Annotated in this window: 19 protein-coding genes; 11 read left to right on the top strand and 8 right to left on the bottom strand. The window is 43.3% G+C overall.

Features of this window, described 5'->3' with window-relative positions; genetic code table 11:
- Window positions 1-446 precede the first annotated feature (446 nt).
- Complete coding sequence (locus P2W82_RS01855; protein ID WP_336514130.1) at window positions 447-1,031, top strand: YciE/YciF ferroxidase family protein; 585 nt, start codon at window positions 447-449, stop codon at window positions 1,029-1,031.
- A 154-nt stretch (window positions 1,032-1,185) separates the two neighbouring features.
- Here the strand turns inward: P2W82_RS01855 and P2W82_RS01850 are convergent, their stop codons facing one another.
- Window positions 1,186-1,578 (bottom strand): DUF6496 domain-containing protein, encoded by a 393-nt coding sequence (locus P2W82_RS01850; protein WP_336514129.1) that lies wholly within the window; start codon window positions 1,576-1,578, stop codon window positions 1,186-1,188.
- A 142-nt stretch (window positions 1,579-1,720) separates the two neighbouring features.
- Between P2W82_RS01850 and P2W82_RS01845 the strand changes: the two genes are divergently transcribed.
- The 4 genes from P2W82_RS01845 to P2W82_RS01830 all read left to right on the top strand — a co-directional run bounded on the left by P2W82_RS01845 (window position 1,721) and on the right by P2W82_RS01830 (window position 4,836).
- Window positions 1,721-2,161 (top strand): hypothetical protein, encoded by a 441-nt coding sequence (locus tag P2W82_RS01845; RefSeq protein WP_336514128.1) that lies wholly within the window; start codon window positions 1,721-1,723, stop codon window positions 2,159-2,161.
- Between the two features lie 239 nt (window positions 2,162-2,400).
- Window positions 2,401-2,847, top strand: a complete 447-nt coding sequence (locus P2W82_RS01840; RefSeq protein ID WP_336514127.1) for an Hsp20/alpha crystallin family protein — start codon at window positions 2,401-2,403, stop codon at window positions 2,845-2,847.
- Window positions 2,848-3,078: 231 nt separating this feature from the next.
- Window positions 3,079-4,092: a glycosylasparaginase gene (locus tag P2W82_RS01835; protein ID WP_336514126.1), complete on the top strand. Its 1,014-nt coding sequence runs from the start codon at window positions 3,079-3,081 to the stop codon at window positions 4,090-4,092.
- A gap of 9 nt (window positions 4,093-4,101) precedes the next feature.
- Window positions 4,102-4,836 carry a copper homeostasis protein CutC gene (locus P2W82_RS01830; protein WP_336514125.1) on the top strand — a complete coding sequence of 245 codons (735 nt, stop codon included), beginning with the start codon at window positions 4,102-4,104 and terminating at the stop codon, window positions 4,834-4,836.
- An 11-nt stretch (window positions 4,837-4,847) separates the two neighbouring features.
- On the opposite strand, the gene P2W82_RS01825 is transcribed toward P2W82_RS01830, so the two are convergent.
- Genes P2W82_RS01825 through P2W82_RS01795 form a run of 7 tightly spaced genes read right to left on the bottom strand, consistent with a single transcriptional unit; the run spans window position 4,848 to window position 13,220 of the window.
- A complete protein-coding gene (locus P2W82_RS01825) occupies window positions 4,848-6,212 on the bottom strand; it encodes an aldehyde dehydrogenase family protein (protein ID WP_336514124.1) in 1,365 nt (454 codons plus the stop codon).
- Window positions 6,213-6,234: 22 nt separating this feature from the next.
- Window positions 6,235-6,945 (bottom strand): gamma-glutamyl-gamma-aminobutyrate hydrolase family protein, encoded by a 711-nt coding sequence (locus tag P2W82_RS01820; protein ID WP_336514123.1) that lies wholly within the window; start codon window positions 6,943-6,945, stop codon window positions 6,235-6,237.
- 43 nt (window positions 6,946-6,988) lie between these two features.
- Window positions 6,989-8,131 carry an iron-containing alcohol dehydrogenase gene (locus P2W82_RS01815; RefSeq protein ID WP_336514122.1) on the bottom strand — a complete coding sequence of 381 codons (1,143 nt, stop codon included), beginning with the start codon at window positions 8,129-8,131 and terminating at the stop codon, window positions 6,989-6,991.
- A 53-nt stretch (window positions 8,132-8,184) separates the two neighbouring features.
- Entirely contained in the window at window positions 8,185-9,537 is a 1,353-nt protein-coding gene (locus tag P2W82_RS01810; protein WP_336514121.1) for a glutamine synthetase family protein, read from the bottom strand.
- A complete protein-coding gene (gene eat / locus P2W82_RS01805) occupies window positions 9,521-10,855 on the bottom strand; it encodes an ethanolamine permease (protein ID WP_336514120.1) in 1,335 nt (444 codons plus the stop codon). The genes P2W82_RS01810 and eat overlap by 17 nt, the downstream gene beginning before the upstream one ends.
- 43 nt (window positions 10,856-10,898) lie before the next feature.
- Entirely contained in the window at window positions 10,899-12,383 is a 1,485-nt protein-coding gene (locus P2W82_RS01800; protein ID WP_336514119.1) for an alpha-L-fucosidase, read from the bottom strand.
- Window positions 12,384-12,386: 3 nt separating this feature from the next.
- Entirely contained in the window at window positions 12,387-13,220 is an 834-nt protein-coding gene (locus P2W82_RS01795) for a fumarylacetoacetate hydrolase family protein (RefSeq protein ID WP_336514118.1), read from the bottom strand.
- Between the two features lie 99 nt (window positions 13,221-13,319).
- On the opposite strand from P2W82_RS01795, the gene P2W82_RS01790 reads away from it, so the two are divergent.
- From P2W82_RS01790 to P2W82_RS01765, 6 genes are all read left to right on the top strand, one after another.
- On the top strand, window positions 13,320-14,096 hold the full coding sequence (locus P2W82_RS01790) for an SDR family NAD(P)-dependent oxidoreductase (RefSeq protein ID WP_336514117.1): 777 nt from the start codon (window positions 13,320-13,322) through the stop codon (window positions 14,094-14,096).
- Between the two features lie 357 nt (window positions 14,097-14,453).
- Window positions 14,454-15,308 (top strand): fumarylacetoacetate hydrolase family protein, encoded by an 855-nt coding sequence (locus P2W82_RS01785; protein WP_336514116.1) that lies wholly within the window; start codon window positions 14,454-14,456, stop codon window positions 15,306-15,308.
- A 14-nt stretch (window positions 15,309-15,322) separates the two neighbouring features.
- A complete protein-coding gene (locus tag P2W82_RS01780) occupies window positions 15,323-16,153 on the top strand; it encodes an amidohydrolase family protein (RefSeq protein ID WP_336514115.1) in 831 nt (276 codons plus the stop codon).
- A gap of 1 nt (window position 16,154) precedes the next feature.
- A complete protein-coding gene (locus P2W82_RS01775; protein ID WP_336514114.1) occupies window positions 16,155-16,925 on the top strand; it encodes an L-fucose dehydrogenase in 771 nt (256 codons plus the stop codon).
- A 68-nt stretch (window positions 16,926-16,993) separates the two neighbouring features.
- On the top strand, window positions 16,994-18,208 hold the full coding sequence (gene fucP / locus P2W82_RS01770) for an L-fucose:H+ symporter permease (RefSeq protein ID WP_336514113.1): 1,215 nt from the start codon (window positions 16,994-16,996) through the stop codon (window positions 18,206-18,208).
- On the top strand, window positions 18,205-18,537 hold the full coding sequence (locus tag P2W82_RS01765) for an L-rhamnose mutarotase (RefSeq protein WP_336514112.1): 333 nt from the start codon (window positions 18,205-18,207) through the stop codon (window positions 18,535-18,537). Before fucP ends, P2W82_RS01765 begins: the two co-directional genes overlap by 4 nt.
- Window positions 18,538-18,653: the final 116 nt, after the last annotated feature.

The raw sequence follows: 18,653 nt of genomic DNA, 5'->3' as shown, positions 1-18,653 counted from the left end.
GCGACTTTTGAAATAAAACATTTCATAGAAGAGGAGACAATTGTCGAGATAAAGAAAATTGAGCGGCCAATGCTCCTCCCTGAACCGCCTGTTGCGTTTTTGAAGCCGAAGAAATTCGATTATTTCTGATGTTTTACTGTAGAGGCCTTTCACATATTTTATGGTTACCACAGTACAGCAGTGGAATTTTTGCTCAGTGAATGAGTTAGAAATAGATCCTCTTTTATTTGATTTACTTTTCTTACACACCTCAAATAGTACGGGTTACTTCTTATTCGTTTTTAATATTTGCATTGTTTAACTCTTTATATCCTTAACCCAAACAAAACAACTTTCTTTTTCCCGGGAATTTTCTCAGTTTATTGATAACCCTTTTTGCATTGCGCGGGGCATGTGTTTTGTTGATATCCTTTTCAAAATTCCTAACATTCTCAAAATTTACGATTATGCCAAATGCTAAATCTGGGACTGCTAAAAGCAAAGCCAAAAAACCATCAATCAAGAGAGAGCCCGTACGTGGACATTCACAGCTGGAAAAATATTTTATGGATTCGCTGAAAGACATCTACTGGGCTGAAAAAGCATTAACTAAAGCGTTGCCAAAAATGCAGGAAGCTGCCACTACAGAAGAATTGCAGTCTGCAATCGAGGCACATCTTACCCAAACCGAGGAGCATGTAAACCGTCTTGAACAGGTATTCGAAATATTAGGCGAAAAGCCTCAGGCTAAAAAATGTGATGCAATGGAAGGCCTGATTAAAGAAGGTGATTCCATCGTTGAAGAAACTGAAGAAGGCAGCATGACCCGCGATGTTGGCATCATTATGGCCGCCCAAAAAGTTGAACATTATGAAATCGCTACTTATGGAGGTCTCGTACAACTGGCGATAACTATGGGCCGCGATGATGCTGCAAAAATTCTTGCTGCGACATTGGAGGAAGAAAAGCAAACCGATGCGGATCTTTCTGAAATCGCCGAAAATGATATCAACTGGGAAGCTGAACAGGAAGGATCTTCTGAAGAAGAATAATAATCTGTATCAGTATTATATTCGTTCAGCCACCCATTGAGGTGGCTGAATGCTTTTTAACTGATTGATTACATCATTAATTGCTGAGTGATTGATATTAAAAAGACCAGCAATCAGCCGGCCTTACTACTTTAAATGAAGGGATCAATTACGATTATCCTGATCTTCTTCTGCCAGCAGATTTTGTTCTCGTTTGCTTAGATGCTGACTTCTTAGCCGCTCTTTTTCCTGGTGATTTTTTTGCAACACGTTTTGTAGTCGAAGATCCTGCTGTTGATCGTTGTGAGGAATTCTTAGTGGTTGCCCTTTTTGTTGCTGATTTTTTTGTAGCTGACTTCCTGCCTGCTTTTTTGGGAGCGGATTTTTTGGAAATCGCTTTTTTGGGGACTTTTGCACCTGATTTCCTGGCCTCAGAAAGGCCTATTGCAATGGCTTGTTTACGACTGGTTACTTTTTTTCCGCTTCTCCCACTTTTTAGTTTGCCTTCTTTCATTTCATGCATCACTTTCTCGACTTTGTTTCCTGCTTTTTTTGAATATCTGGGCATGTTGTGTTGTTTTTTATTTGTTTTTGCAATGCTTGTGCCATAGCTCGGTTTTAGCAAATTTTTGTACACCTGCAACGGGGTTGGGAACATGTTTTGCATCTATCTGCATGATAAATCAATTACCTAACCACAAAACGCAATTATGAAAAAGCTGATAATGTCTGCTGGTGTAATCGTTCTGATTTCAGTCAGCACCAACGCACAGATCACCGACAAATCAAAGCCGACGGATAAGTCAAAAACCAGTTTAAATTACTATAAGGATATTAAGACGGGTGATCCATTAAACCTCCGGCTGGATTCTATAACGGGTATGGTTGTAAACAAAAGTTCAGGTTTACCTGTGGACTTTTTCGTCAATACACAAACAGGAGATACTGTTTCCTCCCAGGGATATATCGTAAACAACATGTTAACTCAAAAAGATGGTGTTTATAAATTGAACGACACAAAAGTTTCCAAACGTGGTAAACAGTGGATGGATGTGAGCACCAACCAGGAATTGAAATATGATAAAGCATGGCCGATGAAGCATACCGAGAGTGCAGATCCAACAAAACCTTCAGAGCCGAATAAACCATAGCATTTCTTCTACAGGCCGACCCGAAAAGGTCGGCTTGTTTATTCCGCAATTTTGCATTAACGATTAATCGAAAATATACCAGGGATCATTACTTAATGTCAGTTTTTTGATGTTCAAACTTTTCTTCAGACATAGAACGCAGAGCACTGAGCATTAGTTTTTTCTGCACCTTTAGCAGAACGAAGGGATTGGCACAGTTGTGGCAGTAAATATCCATATTGCCATAATGAAATTCGATTATGAAATCCACATTTACCAATCTCAACGATCAAAGCTATCCGGGACATTTCGTGCATCCGGCAGACCAGCGGGAGATCATCGAAGGCGATGATCAGATGACTACTGGTTTGTGGAAGAAATTACCTATAGTGATCCATGAATCTGAAACGGGCATTTCAATCGATGTAACCCTTCCCGGTATGAAGCGTGAGGATTTTCTTGTGACGGCCAGTGATAACGTACTAACTATCGCGGATATCCGAAATCCGAATGTGGAGAAAGAAGCTCCCCGGCTTTCACCGTTCACGAATCATCCGCCAGCTTGTTTTATCCGGCAGATACACCTTCCGGAATCGGCAGATCCTGAATTTTTAAGCGCAGAGTATGCTGACGGTGTATTAAGAATGGTTATCACGAAACATCAATCCCGTTCAGAGAACCGGTATTGTAAAATCGCCGTTTATTGATCAGTTGAAATACAAAAGAGCCAATGCTGGTAGCGACAACTACCGGCATTTTTTATTTGCGAAGTATTCTCAATAGACTCGAACATGCAAGGGCTGTTCTCTCCTGCCCTGCCGGCCGGCAGGCAGGCTCCCATCTCCTGCCTCCTGGCTCTTTAATCAGCTTATGGCCGGTAGATATTTTTCTCTTAGTTTTAACCGGTTTTTCATACCCATGAACTTAAATTGAACCTTATGTCCAACAGGAGAAAGTTTATTCAGCATACAGTACTTGGTTCTGCAGCCATTATAGGCTCCTCATCACTATCAGCGAAATTAAAATCAGGTGCCACTGGACAAAAGCCATTGGTAGTTTCTACATGGGATTTTGGAAAAGCTGCCAATGCAGCTGCCTGGGAAATCCTGTCGAAAAAGGGCTCATCGCTTGATGCAGTTGAAGCAGGAGTGAAGGTTGCTGAAGCCGATGAAAATAATCAAAGCGTGGGCTATGGTGGTTTGCCGGATCGTGATGGCCGTGTTACACTGGATGCATGTATTATGGACGCACAATATCGTTGCGGATCTGTCATGTGTCTCGAGTATATAAAGCATCCGATCTCTGTTGCCAGGATGGTGATGGAGAAAACGCCACATGTGGTATTGGTCGGTGATGGAGCACTCGAATTTGCACTCGCAAACGGATTTACCAAAACGAACCTGCTCACGGAAAAAAGTAAAAAAGACTGGCAGGAATGGCTGAAGACTTCGAATTATAAGCCTGGCATCAATATCGAAAACAAATTGTATAAATCTGATTCTCTACCGGGTGGAAAAGACAATCATGATACCATCGGGATGATCTGCATTGATGCAAACGGCGACCTCGCTGGAGCATGCACTACCAGCGGACTTGCCTACAAAATGCATGGGCGCGTGGGCGATTCTCCCATCATTGGCGCTGGCTTATATGTCGATAATGAAATTGGTGCGGCTACTTCAACAGGCCTGGGTGAAGAAGTGATCAGGATTGTCGGTTCTCATCTTGTTGTCGAACTGATGCGACAGGGATTAAATCCGCAGAATGCCTGCAAGGAAGCGGTTTCGCGTATCCTTAAACGTAGTCCGCAAAAAGCAAAAGAGATACAGGTGGGCTTTCTGGCCATAAACAAAAAAGGAGAATCAGGCGCATTCGCACTGCAACCCGGATTCAGTTATGCAGTCAGGTCTGAAAAAGAAAATACTGTCCTTCCATCTAAAAGTCATTTCTGAAAATATCTTATGAGTGATCAAGCGATACTTGAAGTCTGTGCATTTCATGTCCAGTCCTGTATTATTGCGGAACGTGCCGGTGCAAAACGTGTGGAGCTTTGTGATAACCCGATCGAAGGAGGTACAACACCCAGCTATGGAACAATAAAACTCGCAAGGGAAAAAATCTCTATTGATCTCTACCCTATCCTGCGGCCACGCTCCGGCAATTATTTTTACTCTGATGATGAGTTTAAAATTCTGCTGGATGATATCCGGGTTTGCAAGGAATTGGGCTGCAATGGTATATCTGTCGGGATTCAGAAGATCAATAGTGAAATTGATGTTGACCGGATGAAGAAGGTTGTTGAACTTGCCTGGCCGATGGGTGTAACGAGCAACCGTGTAATCGATGCAGCTCCCGATGCATTCAAAGCTTTGGAAGAACTGATCAACGTCGGCTGCGAAAGAGTACTTACATCCGGTCAAAAATCAGGCGCTCCAACAGGTGCTGAAACTTTAAAGAAACTTGTTGAACAAGCTGGTGGACGAATCATTGTTATGCCAGGTGCCGGGGTTAATTCATCCAACATTGCTGAGTTGATGGCGCATACCGGTGCCCGTGAGTTCCATTCATCTGCACGCCGGGCCATGCCGAATCCCGTGCTGTATCTTAATCCGGAAATCTCTGATTATGGCAATGTTTATATTGCTGATGAGAAAGAAGTGAAAGCGATGGTTGAAGCGTTAAACGTCAAACGTTAAACTTTCCACGTTTAACGTTTCATCTGCCAGGCCTTTGGCTTTGTAAACGCTCTTAACCCCTGATGTGATAAAGTTGCGCCGAAACCGGAATGATGTCGCCCGCTCCAGGGCACAGCAGCGCTTACGCGATCGCAACAGTTCCAGTAACCAGTACCAACATCCAGCTTTCGCAGGATATGCTGAGCGCGGATTTCATCCCTGCTGTAAACAGCGGCAGTGAGGCCGTATTCCGTATCATTCATCAACTCAATCGCTTCATCATCGTTCTTTACTTTCATAATGCCGATGATTGGTCCGAATGACTCTTCTTTCATTACCAGCATATCATGATTGACATTCAGCAATACTGTAGGTTCGAAATAATTTCCTTCCCGTTCTGCGGTTTTTCCGCCTGCCATCAATATTGCACCTTTTTCAACTGCGTCTTTTACCTGCGCTTCAAGCACACGTAATTGCGCTTTGCGCGTTAGTGCACCGATATATACGCCCGAACTCTGGGGATCTCCCATTTTAAATCCACCAACTTCCTTTACAAATTCATCCACATACTTATCGTACACTTTCTCGTGTACATAGATACGTTCCACAGCGCAGCAACTTTGTCCGTTATTGTAAAATGCACCATCGGCAGTACCCGCAGCGATCGCTTTTATATCTTCAATATCATCCGTGACATATAAAGGATCCTTACCGCCGAGTTCAAGCTGACAGGGAACCATTTTCTTCGCTACAGCTTCATAAATTGATTGTCCGGTAGCATAGGAGCCTGTGAAGTAATAACCATCAAAGGACAGGTCGGTGAGAATGCGGCCAACATGACCTTCACCGATAGCTAATTGAAAAACATCATCAGGCACGCCCGCCTTTTTAAGCAAACGTTCGACATGCTGGCCTGTCAGCGTGGCAAATTCTGAAGGCTTGTACATTACTCCGTTCCCAGCAAGCAGAGCTGGTATCCATACATTTACTCCAACCAGCCACGGATAATTCCAGGCGGAAATATTACAGATGACGCCCAATGGTTCGTAAGAAATTTTCTCGATTATGTCCTTTGATTCAGTCATCACTTCGTCAGACAGGTACTGCTTTGAATGATCACACAACCACGTGATCCTCGTACGTGCACCATTGATTTCGTTGACGGCCTGCGATAATGGTTTGCCTGTTTCTTCGGTCAGGCTTTTTGCAATCACCATCCTATCTTCCTCCAGTAACTGGTGAAATTTCCTGATAACTAAAATGCGTTCATCGATGGAAAGCTCCCGCCATGATGCAGCACCTGAACGGAGAATATCCAGTTTTCTTTCCAGTGATTCGCGATCGTCCTCCAGGATGGTAGTGATGATTTTTCCTGTTGCGGGATTTATAATATTCATGAATAATTTCGTTTGATTTGGTTCAGGCTTTCAAAGCATACCTCATGGCTTCATCCATAAAACTTTGCTTTACTGCGGTCACCATTTTGCTTTGCTGATCAAACATCCTTTCGGGATGCCATTGTACCAGAAATATCCATCCGTTTTGTTCGGGGTCTTTTTTCTCAATAGCTTCCACTGTCCCGTCTTCAGCAACAGCGGCAACCACCAATCCGTTACCAATCTTGTCAGCAGATTGATGATGATTGCTGTTAACTGAAGATTCCAACTGGTTACTCAATCTGAACAGGTAAGATGTGGGATCAATTTTTATTTGATGATGACGGTCAAGCCCGTCCGGCAATTTGGAATGATTGAATTTCCCCCACGTGATGACATCAGGGATAAGGGTTCCTCCAAAAAAAACATTTACAAATTGAAGCCCCCTGCAAACTCCCAATACCGGAATATTTTTCGTCGATGCAACCGTCATCACCTTCCATTCAAATTCGTCTCTTCGAAGACTTACATCATCGACATAACAATAATTAATATACTCTGCCTTGTTATACATAGAAGGATGCACATCTTCTCCACCTGATAACAATACCCCGTGACATCTGGCAATATCATCAACATCAGGGTTTTTATAATCCAGTTTGATAACCTCCATATCCGGAAGCTCTGCAATAACCCATCTGTAATAGTTTTCGTATTTGCTGCATTCTGTTATTCCGATGGTTAAGCGCTTCATGGTATTCGTTGTTCGTTGGTCGTTGTTCGTTTTTCGTGTAACGTTAGAGCGCCTCAGTGTATAGCCTCAGGAAGTCTTCCCGGGTTACTGGTTTCGGATTATTGGGATGTGCAAAATCGGCAAAGGCGAGATCAGCGAGTATTTCCAGGTGTTTTTGCTGAACATCAGCGCCGCGCAGTTTTTCGGGTATCCCTAATTGTTCGTTTAGTGAGAACAAATATTCCACAACCGCATCGCCTGATTTTTCTTTCAGACCCAACGCTTCAGCCATACGCGAAAATTTCTCTTCAAAGCCTTTAATATTGAAACGCATACCATAAGGAAGATTGATTGCATTGGCCAGGCCATGATGTGTGTCCAGCAATGAAGACATAGGATGAGCCAATGAATGAACCACGCCCAACCCTTTCTGGAATGCAATTGCTCCCATCATACTTGCCATCAGCATATTACTACGGGATTTTATGTCTGGCCGGAGTACTGCATCAGCAATCGATCTGCTGATCAGGTGCATTCCTTCCAGCGCGATCCCATCACAAATAGGGTGATAGTCTTTCGCGAGATATGCTTCCATATTATGAGTCAACGCATCCATCCCTGTAGCCGCTGTTATAGCGGGTGGTATATCCATCGTCAGTGCAGGATCTGCAAAAACAATCCTGGCTATAAGTTTTGGGGAAAACAGGATTTTTTTCTGATGAGTTTCATCATCTGCAATGATCGCGCTTCTCCCAACCTCTGAACCGGTACCCGCGGTCGTGGGAACCGTAACAAACCAAGGCACATCACCTGTTACATAAACATCACCACCTATAAGATCATCATATTTGAAAAGATCTTCACGATGATACACCCTTAATACGATTGCTCTTGCAACATCGAGCGCTGCCCCACCCCCAATACCAATAATCACATCATGAGGAGAAGCGTCCCAGGCCTCTGTTCCGCGGTACACATCAGATTTTACTGGATTTTTATGGATGTCACTGAATACATCAACGCGAAAACGTTTGTTATCCAACGACTGCAGGATCGATTTAAAAAAAGGCAGACCCGCGATAACGGGATCTGTTACAATCAGCGGATGTTTCAACTGATTTTTTTCCAGATAACCCGGCAGTTCCTCTATAACACCGGGGCCAAACCTGATCGTTGTCGGAAAATTAAACTGGCTGATACCGCTCATTAAGTATTTTTTGTTGTGGACAATGCAGAATAGATACTGATCTGTTCTAATGATCAGATAATTTCAAAATAACGCCTCTTCTCCCAATCAGTCACCGCTTTAGCATACTGTTTCCACTCCCATTCCCTCGTTGCTGTAAAATGTGCGACGAAGTTTTCACCAAAAAGTTCTTTTGCCAATGCAGATTTCTTCATAATGCTGGTAGCTTCGCCAAGGTTAGCAGGTAAAACACCATACTGCTTTTCGGAATAGCCACTTCCTTTCGTTGGAGGTTGCCCGAGTGACAATTTATTTTTGATACCGTAAAGACCAGCTGCAAGACAAGCCGCCATCGCGAGGTATGGATTGGTATCCGATCCCACTACTCTTGTTTCTAACCGGCAGGATTTCTTACCTGCAGGCAATGATCTTAATGCGACCGTTCGGTTATCTACCGCCCAGGTGAGCGTTGTTGGAGCCCAGGCTCCCTCGACCAATCGTTTATAACTGTTAACCGTAGGCGCAACCATAGGAAGTATCTCAGGAAGACATTTCAGCTGGCCTGCGATATAGGAACGCATCAGGCCGCTCATATGATCCGGCTCCTGCTCATCATAAAACAGGTTGATGGTTTTATCAGCATTCCACAGGCTCTGATGTACATGCCCGCTGCAACCCGGCAGAGACTCACTGATCTTCGCCATAAAAGTTGCAGTAATACCAAGCTTTGATGCTATTTCTTTTACGGCTGTTTTGAACAACACCGCCCTGTCTGCCGCGTCCATTATTTCAGCGTAAGCAATAGCAGCCTCATAAACTCCGGGACCCGTTTCCGTATGTAAACCTTCCAGAGGAACATCAAATTGAGCAAGCTGACTGAACAACGCCTCCATGAAATCATTCCGATAGCTGCTTCGCAATAAACTATAGCCAAACATTCCCGGAGTAAGTGGTTTCAGATTAGTAAAATTTTTCTCTTCAATAGTTTGAGGTGTTTCCTCGAAATTGAACCATTCAAACTCCTGCGAAAAAAACGGTGCGAAACCTGAAGAATAACATTCAGCAGTAATTTTTTTCAGCAGTTGCCTCGGGCAAATAAAATGCGCACCATTTTCCTGTATTGCACAGTCACCCAATACAAAGGGCACACCATTTTCCCAGGGAATTTTTCTAATTGTCGCCATATCCAGCTGCACTAACGTATCCGGGTAACCGGTATGCCATCCGGTGAAAACGGAATTATCATATGCGGCATCATTCATATCCCATCCAAATACAACATCACAGAATCCAAATCCATTTTCAGCGACCCCTTCAAATTTTTCGATAGATACGTACTTGCCACGCAACACACCATCGATATCTGCAATGGCCAGTTTTACTTTTCCGGCAGGATGCTGTACTATCCATTCAGGAACCTTGCTCATGCTCTGTTGTTTTCGTGAACAATTTAAATAAGATAAATCCCGTGAGCAGTATTGCAAAATACAACAGTCCTAGGTATAGATTGTAGACCATCATTGCAATAAGCGAAAATATAGCAATCACCAGTGCTATCGCAGGAAACCAGGGATAACCAGGCGTATGAAAAGGCCGGGCCAGTTCAGGAGATTTTTTTCTCAACCTGAACAATGATAACATCGAAATAATGTAAAGCGTCAGTGCGCCGAACACAGAAATAGTAATTATCTGTCCCGTTCTTCCGCTTAGCAGGGCGATGATGCCAATAACCATATTACCCAGCAATGCATTGGCCGGGGTTTGAAATTTCGGCGAAATGCGACCCAGTATTCCGGGAAGATTTCCCGCTTTACCCATTTCATATGTTGATCTGCCTGCCGCAAGAATTAATCCGTGAAATGATGCAATCAATCCAAAAAGCCCTACCGTGATCAGAAGATGATACATCAGGCTGTTATCCCCTGTTATTATTTTTAACGCCAGCGGCAAAGGCGAATCTGAAGTAGTTGTTTTAGATACATCAGTATAAACAATACTCTCCCATCCATTAATAGCAGCAGCCGAGTAGAATACAAGTATACAGAGGATCACCAGCGTGACCAGCGACCAGCCAAATCCTTTACTTATGTCTTTTTGAGGCTGAAGTGATTCTTCAGCTACATTGGCAATTCCTTCTATTCCAAGAAAGAACCAGATTGCAAATGGAACAGATGCAAATACTCCCGCCCATCCGTTGGGAAATGCATTCTGACTAAACTTTTCTGTCGACGTATGCGGCAACGTTAGTCCGCAAAACAAAAGTAATTCCGCAACGGCAAGTACTGTCACAAAGGTTTCAAAATTTGCAGCAGCTTTTACACCATAAATATTCAGACAGGTAAAAATGATGTATGCGATAATTGCAATCAATATCACAGGCACAGAAGGGAAAAAAGCATTGAAATAGGCGCCAACAGCAGCTGAAATTGCCGGCGGTGCAAACACAAATTCAATGATTTGTGCGAGCCCTGCAACAAAACCCATATTTTTTCCAAATGCAGCACCTGCATAGTCAAACACGCCACCGGCTTTCGGTATTGCACAGGCGAGTTCCGCATAGCTGAATGAAAAACAGGTATACATCACGATGATGAATACTGTTGCAATTGCCAGCCCGTAAGTCCCGCCTTGCTCAAGCCCGAGATTCCATCCAAAATACATCCCGCTGATTACATAACCGACACCAAGCCCCCAGAGAGATAGCGGAGTCAGCGTTTTTTTAAGCGAAGTAGTGTTGCTGGCCAATATTCCGGATTTGAATTCTGAATGTCCTTACGGGAATTAAAATTTACTGCAGCAGATCGGGAGTTAAGTAGTACACCCCCCATTCGCTCAACGTTACCGCCACCGGAGATTTTGTTATCCTGACACGCAGCTTATTTGTTGTAACCGGATTTTCAAGATACAGTATTCTGCTCGCACCAATACTCGTTGCAGTTGCAATTTCTTTCCAGCTGCCATCCATCCACGCTTCACAAACTACTTCTTCAATGCGTTGACCAAGAGCAATATTCTCTCTCAGTCGTATGATGTTTACGGTTTGCGCGTTTTTCCATTCAAGTGTCAGCTCAGGATTTTTTGCACTATCATCTGAACACCAGTAAGTCTGCATTTTATTATCAACCAAACCTGCAACACCAAAATTTTTTGAATCCTTATTCCTGGTATTACTGGCAAGTATGGTTGCTTTTGATGCAAGATTTTCCTTGTACATGGAATTGATAATTTTTCCCAGTGCTGCGAGGTTTTTTACATCATTGTTGTGTAATTGTCCGCGCCTGTCGGGTGAAATTCCCAGATCAAGCGCTGCTCCTCGTCCAACGCTTTTGAGGTAGAGATCAAAAAGTTTACGGGGCGATTTTACAGTGCTGTCTTCTTCCGGATGATAGAACCATCCTTTTCGAAGCGGAACATCGCATTCCGCCGGTATCCAGAATTTTCCATTACGTGTGCCCTCCGGAGAAAGATCATCACGAACTTCTCCTGGTCCGACTTTCGTTTTCCCCTCTAGTGGGGTCGGCGTAAATGTTGCCCAGGAAGTTGCCCCGGCTTCACCTCGTTCATTTCCTACCCAACGGACATCCCATCCCACATCGCTGAATATACTTGCACCTGGCTGCATTTTCCGTGTTATTGCCCAGGTCGTATCCCAGCCATAATATACAGACCGATCTATCTTCCTGGATTCCTTAGCTCCACCATAATAACCGTCGCCTCCATTTGCCCCATCATGCCAGCTCATAAACAAATCACCATAGTTGCTGTACAACTCTTTCAATTGATTCCTGTACGTCTGCACATAGGCTTCAGTTCCATAGGCAGGATTATTTCTGTCCCACGGAGAGCAATACACGCCAAACTTTATTCCATTGGCTTTACACGCCTGTTGAAACTCTTTCACCATATCTCCTTTGCCGTTCTTCCATGGGCTTTTTGAAATATTATAAGGAGTCGTTTTCGTCGGCCAGAGACAGAATCCATCATGGTGTTTTGCTACCATGATAAAGCCTTTGAAGCCGCCCGCTTTCACAGATTTTACGATCTGATCAGGATTAAAATCAGTAGGATTAAAAATAGATGGGTCAGCATCACCATAACCCCATTCTTTATTTTCGAATGTTGTAGGCGTAAAGTGCATGATCACATACATTTCGGTTTCATGCCATTGGAGTTGCCTCGCAGAAGGTAAAACGCCGTAGGGTGCTGGCGGGCCGGATTGTGAAAAAACGGAAAGACCTGAAAACAATAGAACAAAAAAAGCTGTATAACGCATCTGTTATTTTTTCTCGGTGAAACTGATCAGGGTACCAATACCAGTAATGGATATGCGAACTTCATCCCCTTCCTGCAGCGTGAAACTGTCAGGAGGTACAATACCCGTGCCTGTCATCAGGTAAGCACCGTATGGAAAATCTGATTCACGAAACAGAAATTCTACCAGCTCCTCATGCGATCTTTTCATCTGATCGATGGTGATATTTCCATCAAACATGTCCTGGCCTTTTCGAATGATGTGCAGGCGGATGGTCGCATCTCTTGGAATTACTCTTTCCTTAACCAGCAGACAGGGGCCCAGTGCAGCGCTGTATTGATACGATTTTGCCTGCGGAAGATATAATGGATTCTCGCCTTCAATACTTCTTGAACTGACATCGTTTCCAACGGTATATCCTTCAATGGTACCTGCTGATGACATAAACAAGGTAAGCTCAGGTTCAGGCACATCCCAGGCAGAATCCCGGCGTATGCGGATCTTACCCCGGTGCCCTGTAGTACGATGCGCCAGCGCCTTGAAAAATATTTCGGGTCTTTCGGCATGATAAACCTTATCATAGAAAGTTCCGCCACCCGCGTCTTTGGACTCTTCCATCCTGGCAGTGCGACTACGAAAATAGGTAACACCAGCGGCCCAGATCTCCTGAGATTGAATCGGCGGCAGAAATGATGTGTCAGGCTCAGGCGCAACAGAAGGCTTAAATGATGCGAGTTTTTCTTTCAGCCACGCAAACAGGCCTTCGCGGTTAACAAACTCATCCCAGTCGGCATTGGATTCATAATACTGACCCTCATGTTCTATCAGAATAGATGAAGACGTCCTGTATAGTTTCATATATTTTAAAATGTCTTCGAAAATATTATAATTTCTGCACTACTCACATGTATATACAATTGGCTATCTTTTTACTAATTTCATCCGCAAAAATTCATCATGATATTTTCTCTTGAAGGCAGGTCGGCAATTATCACCGGTGGTGCAAGTGGAATCGGTCTTGCCATTTCAAAATTGTTTGCGAGCCAGGGCGGAGATGTCCACATCCTGGAATTGAATGGAGCCCTTGCGGAAGAAGTTGCTTCAGAAATAAGAAGTTCTGGATATAAGGCTACTGCACACGAAGTGAATATTGCCGATCAGGAAAAAGTGAAAGCAGTAATTCAAACAATTGCAGATACCGGAGGCGTTGATATTCTGGTTAACAATGCAGGTATTGCTCACGTTGGAAATGCACTCAATACAACAGAAGCAGATTTCGACAGAATCCTCAATGTTAACATTAAAGGGCCATACAATTGTATTCATGCAGTATTGCCGTTTATGCTGGCAAAATCCAGGGGTGTAATCCTGAATATGGCATCAATTGCAGCCACGATCGGCATTCCGGATCGCTTTGCTTACAGCACCAGCAAGGGTGCTGTAATTTCGATGACATTAAGTGTTGCAAAAGATTATCTCAAACAAGGCATCAGGTGTAACTGCATTTCCCCGGCGCGGGTGCATACACCCTTTGTTGACGGATTTATCAGTAAAAATTATCCTGGCAAAGAACAGGAGATGTTTGAGAAGTTATCAGCGACCCAACCCATCGGGCGCATGGCAAAACCGGAAGAAATTGCCTATCTGGCGTTATACCTTTGTAGTGAGGAAGCAGGTTTTATCACCGGATGCGATTATGCTATTGATGGAGGATTTACGAGGCTGAATAATTAGTGAGGAGTAAGGAGTGGGGAGGCAGGATATTTAGAAAATAGACGAAAGTGTCAGGCATCAAATTAAGGATATCATAAACAAGATAAAGCTGGTCACATTGTATTGCAGACAGTATTAAAACTGTTTTTAACGCTTGATACTAATTTCTCTTCGTTAAAAATCCTACTATATAACTTGAAAATTTACAGTTGAGACTTAACGATCTAAATCTTCAAGTTAGTTTAAACAGCAACATTTGCGTCGCGCTAAAGGTGAGACTGCCTCCTCACTCCGGCCTTCTGCCTGGCTCTACTACGTCTCTCGTCCTTTTTCTCTATATTTCCATTTCATTTTAAATAACCTTAAAACAAAATCAACGTGAAGCTATTCCGCTTTGGGAAAGAAGGTGCAGAAAAAACGGGCGTCGTACTGCCTTCCGGAAAATCTATCGATGTAAGTGCATTCGGCTCCGATTATAATGAAAGTTTTTTTCAGAATGATGGTGTCGCCTCATTAAAAGAATGGCTCGAAAAAAATGAACAGAATTGTCCGGAGGTGAGCAGCGCGGAAAGAATCGGCTCATGTGTGGCAAGACCTTCAAAAATAATCTGTGTCGGCCTTAACTATGCAAAACATGCGGCAGAAAGCGGAGCAGACATACCCAAAGAACCCATTCTTTTTTTTAAGAGTACAACGGCTTTATGCGGACCTTTTGACAATGTTATCATACCCAGGAATTCTGAAAAAACAGACTGGGAAGTTGAGCTCGCGGTGGTTATAGGTAAGCGGGCTTTGTATGTCGACGAAAAAAATGCATTGGACTACGTTGCCGGATATTGTGTGCATAACGACTACAGCGAACGCGCATTTCAACTGGAACGCGGCGGACAATGGGTAAAAGGGAAAAGCTGTGACAGCTTTGCGCCCTTGGGTCCATGGCTTGTAACTCCGGATGAAGTAAAAGACCCGCACAATCTTCGGTTATGGCTGGAGGTTAATGGAACACGTGTACAGGATAGCAGTACTTCAGATCTGATCTTTAATATTCCTTTTCTCATCAGTTATATTTCGCAATTCATGACCCTGCTGCCGGGTGATGTAATTACTACCGGTACGCCTTCGGGTGTAGGCCTTGGAATGAAGCCGCAGAAATACCTTGTCGCCGGCGATCATGTAAAACTCGGAATAGAAGGTCTTGGCAAGCAGGAACAGACAGCAGTAAACGCCAGATAAATTTTTTCTGCAATATGACCATCGATTCACATCAGCATTTCTGGAAATTCAATGAGGTCAGGGATGCCTGGATAACGCCCGATATGGAAGTGATCAGAAAAGATTTTCTTCCTGACCAGTTGTTGAAAATTTTTCAGACGAATGCGGTTGATGGATGTGTTGCCGTACAGGCAGATGAATCGGAGGATGAGAATAAATTTCTGTTGGGATTGGCATCGGAATATTCTTTCATAAAAGCTGTTGTCGGATGGTTGGATTTTAAATCCCCTGCGATTGAAGAAAAACTGATCCATGCGAAAAAAGAGAAGAAATTAAAAGGTTTCAGGAATATCATACAGGGGAAACCAGATGAACTTTACCTCACCAATGCTTCATTCAAAAACGGATTGAAATGGCTGAGTTCATTTAACCTGAGATATGATTTACTCGTATACCAGGATCAGTTGCCTTCATTAAACAGGTTTGTCGAGAATTTTCCTGATCAGTTTTTTATGCTGGATCACCTGGGTAAACCTGCAATAAAATACAAAGAGATCAAGCGTTGGCGTGAACAGATCCGGATTCTTTCAAAGCATCCCCTCACCTATTGTAAATTGAGTGGAATGGTTACTGAAGCGGATTGGAAACATTGGAAATATGAAGATCTTTCACCTTATCTTGAAATTGCGGCAGAATTTTTCGGAGTTGAGCGATTGTGTTTTGGATCAGACTGGCCGGTATGTTTGCTTGCAGCATCTTATGGAGAAGTACAGGGAATATTAACGCGTTTTCTTGGCCAGGTTTCAGAGGAAGAAAGAAAAAAAGTGATGGGAGGAAACGCCATTCGTTTTTATCAAATCGATTAATATGGATTTACAATTAGAAGGAAAGATCATTGTTGTAACCGGTGGTGCGAAAGGCATTGGTGATGGAATTGTAAAAGTGCTTGCTGGAGAGGGTGCCTTACCTGTGATTATTGGACGAAATAAAGAAGATAATCTTAAGGCACTCGATGAAATTTCACACAAAGGCAATCATGTTGTTGCGGAGCTCACCAATCCTGATGAATGCAAAAAAGCAATCGATGCCGTATTGAATATGTATGGTCGTATCGATGGTCTTGTCAATAACGCAGGAGTAAATGACGGAGTTAACCTTGAAAATGGAGATTATGATCGGTTCATGGCATCGCTGCATAAAAATCTTGTACATTATTACCTGATGGCACATTGGGCATTGCCATCGTTGATTCAGTCTAAAGGAGCAATCGTAAATATATCTTCAAAAACGGCGGAAACCGGCCAGGGCGGAACGTCTGCATATGCTGCTGCTAATGGTGGCCGTAATGCATTGACAAGAGAATGGGCCGTCGAATTGTTGAAATATGGCGTACGTGTGAATGCGGTTATAGTGGCTGAATCATATACGCCACTATATGAAAAATGGATCCAGACATTGCCTGATCCTGATGAAGCACTGAAGAGGATAACGGATAAAATTCCGCTCGGTCAGCGAATGACGACCACAGAAGAAATCGGATCGACGGTTGCATTTTTATTATCAGAGAAATCGAGCCATACCACCGGTCAGCTGATACATGTTGATGGCGGATATGTTCACCTCGATCGTGCTTTATAATTTTTTAACTCGCTGCGTTTAACGTTAAACGTTAAACGTAATACGTAGAACGTTAAACGTCGCCATATATGAAATCAAAAAACCCTTACCTGCTGGCTCTGATATTAGTAACCAGTTTATTTTTTCTATGGGGTCTCACTTATGGGTTGCTGGATGTATTGAATAAACATTTCCAGGAAGCTTTAAACGTTACCCGGCAGAGATCGACATTATTGCAGGCCGCATATTTTGGTGCTTACTTTACTATCGCATTACCAGCCGGATTGTTTATGAAGAAAGCTGGATACAGGAAGGGAATTATATTCGGCTTACTCTTATTTGCGTTAGGCGCATCTTTGTTTTATCCTGCTGCGGAAATGAGTTCGTTTTCATTTTTTCTTTTGGCGATATTCATCCTCGCATCTGGAATTACTTTTCTGGAAACTGCAGCAAATCCATATGTTACTGTTTTAGGAGATCCCAAAACATCAACCTTCAGGTTGAACCTGTCGCAGAGTTTTAATGGTGTTGGATCTTTTGTCGGACCGATTATCGGAGGTGCTTTGTTTTTTAGTGAGGGTGAACCGACCACTGCCGAAACCAACAACCTGCAATCCGTTCAACTTGTTTATGTTTTGATAGCTGTTGTAGTATTGATCGTGGCATTGATTTTTTTCAGGACACCGATGCCTGAAGTGAAAGAAGAGGAAAAAGTAGAGAGTACGGTGATGAAGGCTGAGACCACTCTTTTTCAGCACAGCAATTTCAAACATGCAGTAGTGGCCCAATTTTTCTATGTTGCTGCGCAGGTTGGAATTGCTGCGTTATTTATCAACTACTGCACTGAAAAAGGATTGGGTATTTCAAACCAGGATGCATCTTATCTTTTGTTTATCAGTCTCCTGCTTTTTACTATCGGTCGGTTTACCGGTACAGCAATCATGCGCGCCGTGCCTCCGAATAAATTGCTCGGTGTTTATGCCATCATCAATATTATTTTATGTGCCTTTGTAGTTTGGGGTTCAGGTAAACTTTCGATTGGTTCGTTGATGGCTATATTCTTTTTCGAATCGATCATGTTCCCGACCATTTTTGCGTTGGGTGTAAAAGATCTCGGAAAGCATACAAAAAACGGGTCTTCTTTTATCATCATGTCTATTGTTGGCGGTGCATTGGTACCTGTGGTTATGGGATACCTTGCCGATCATTACAGTACACCTACTGCCTTTATCGTTCCGTTGATTTGTTTTGGGATCGTTGTGTTTTTTGCATTTTCCGGATACCGTGTAAAAATAAGTTCATGAAAAAATTCTGTCTTGCCCTGGACCTGAAGGATGATGCTGTACGGATAGCAGAATACGAACGAATCCATCGTAATATATGGCCGGAAGTAAAAGAGCATATACAAGTCTCCGGAATTCAGTTGATGGAACTCTACAGGACAGGTACTCGTCTGTTCATGATCATAGAAACCGATGACGATTTCAGTTTCGAAGCGATGGCGGCGAAAGAAGCAAAAGATCCACGCCTGCAGGAATGGGAAAATTTCATGTGGACTTTTCAGCAACCCCTTCCCTGGGCGAAGTCAGGCGAAAAGTGGATTTTAATGGATAAAATATTCAGCAGCAGGTGAACCTTGGCAAAAACACCTGGGAGGTCTAAGACCTCGCAGGTTTAAGACCTTGAAGGTTTTGAAGACCTAGGAGGTCTTAGACCTCCCAGGTTCACTTTCACAAATGACTTTCTGTT

Source organism: Pollutibacter soli, from assembly GCA_029269725.1.
In the GTDB taxonomy this organism is placed as follows: Bacteria; Bacteroidota; Bacteroidia; order Chitinophagales; family Chitinophagaceae; genus Pollutibacter; species Pollutibacter soli.
The sequence above is the reverse complement of the archived record's forward strand: the minus strand, read 5'-3'. Positions and strand labels throughout refer to the sequence as shown.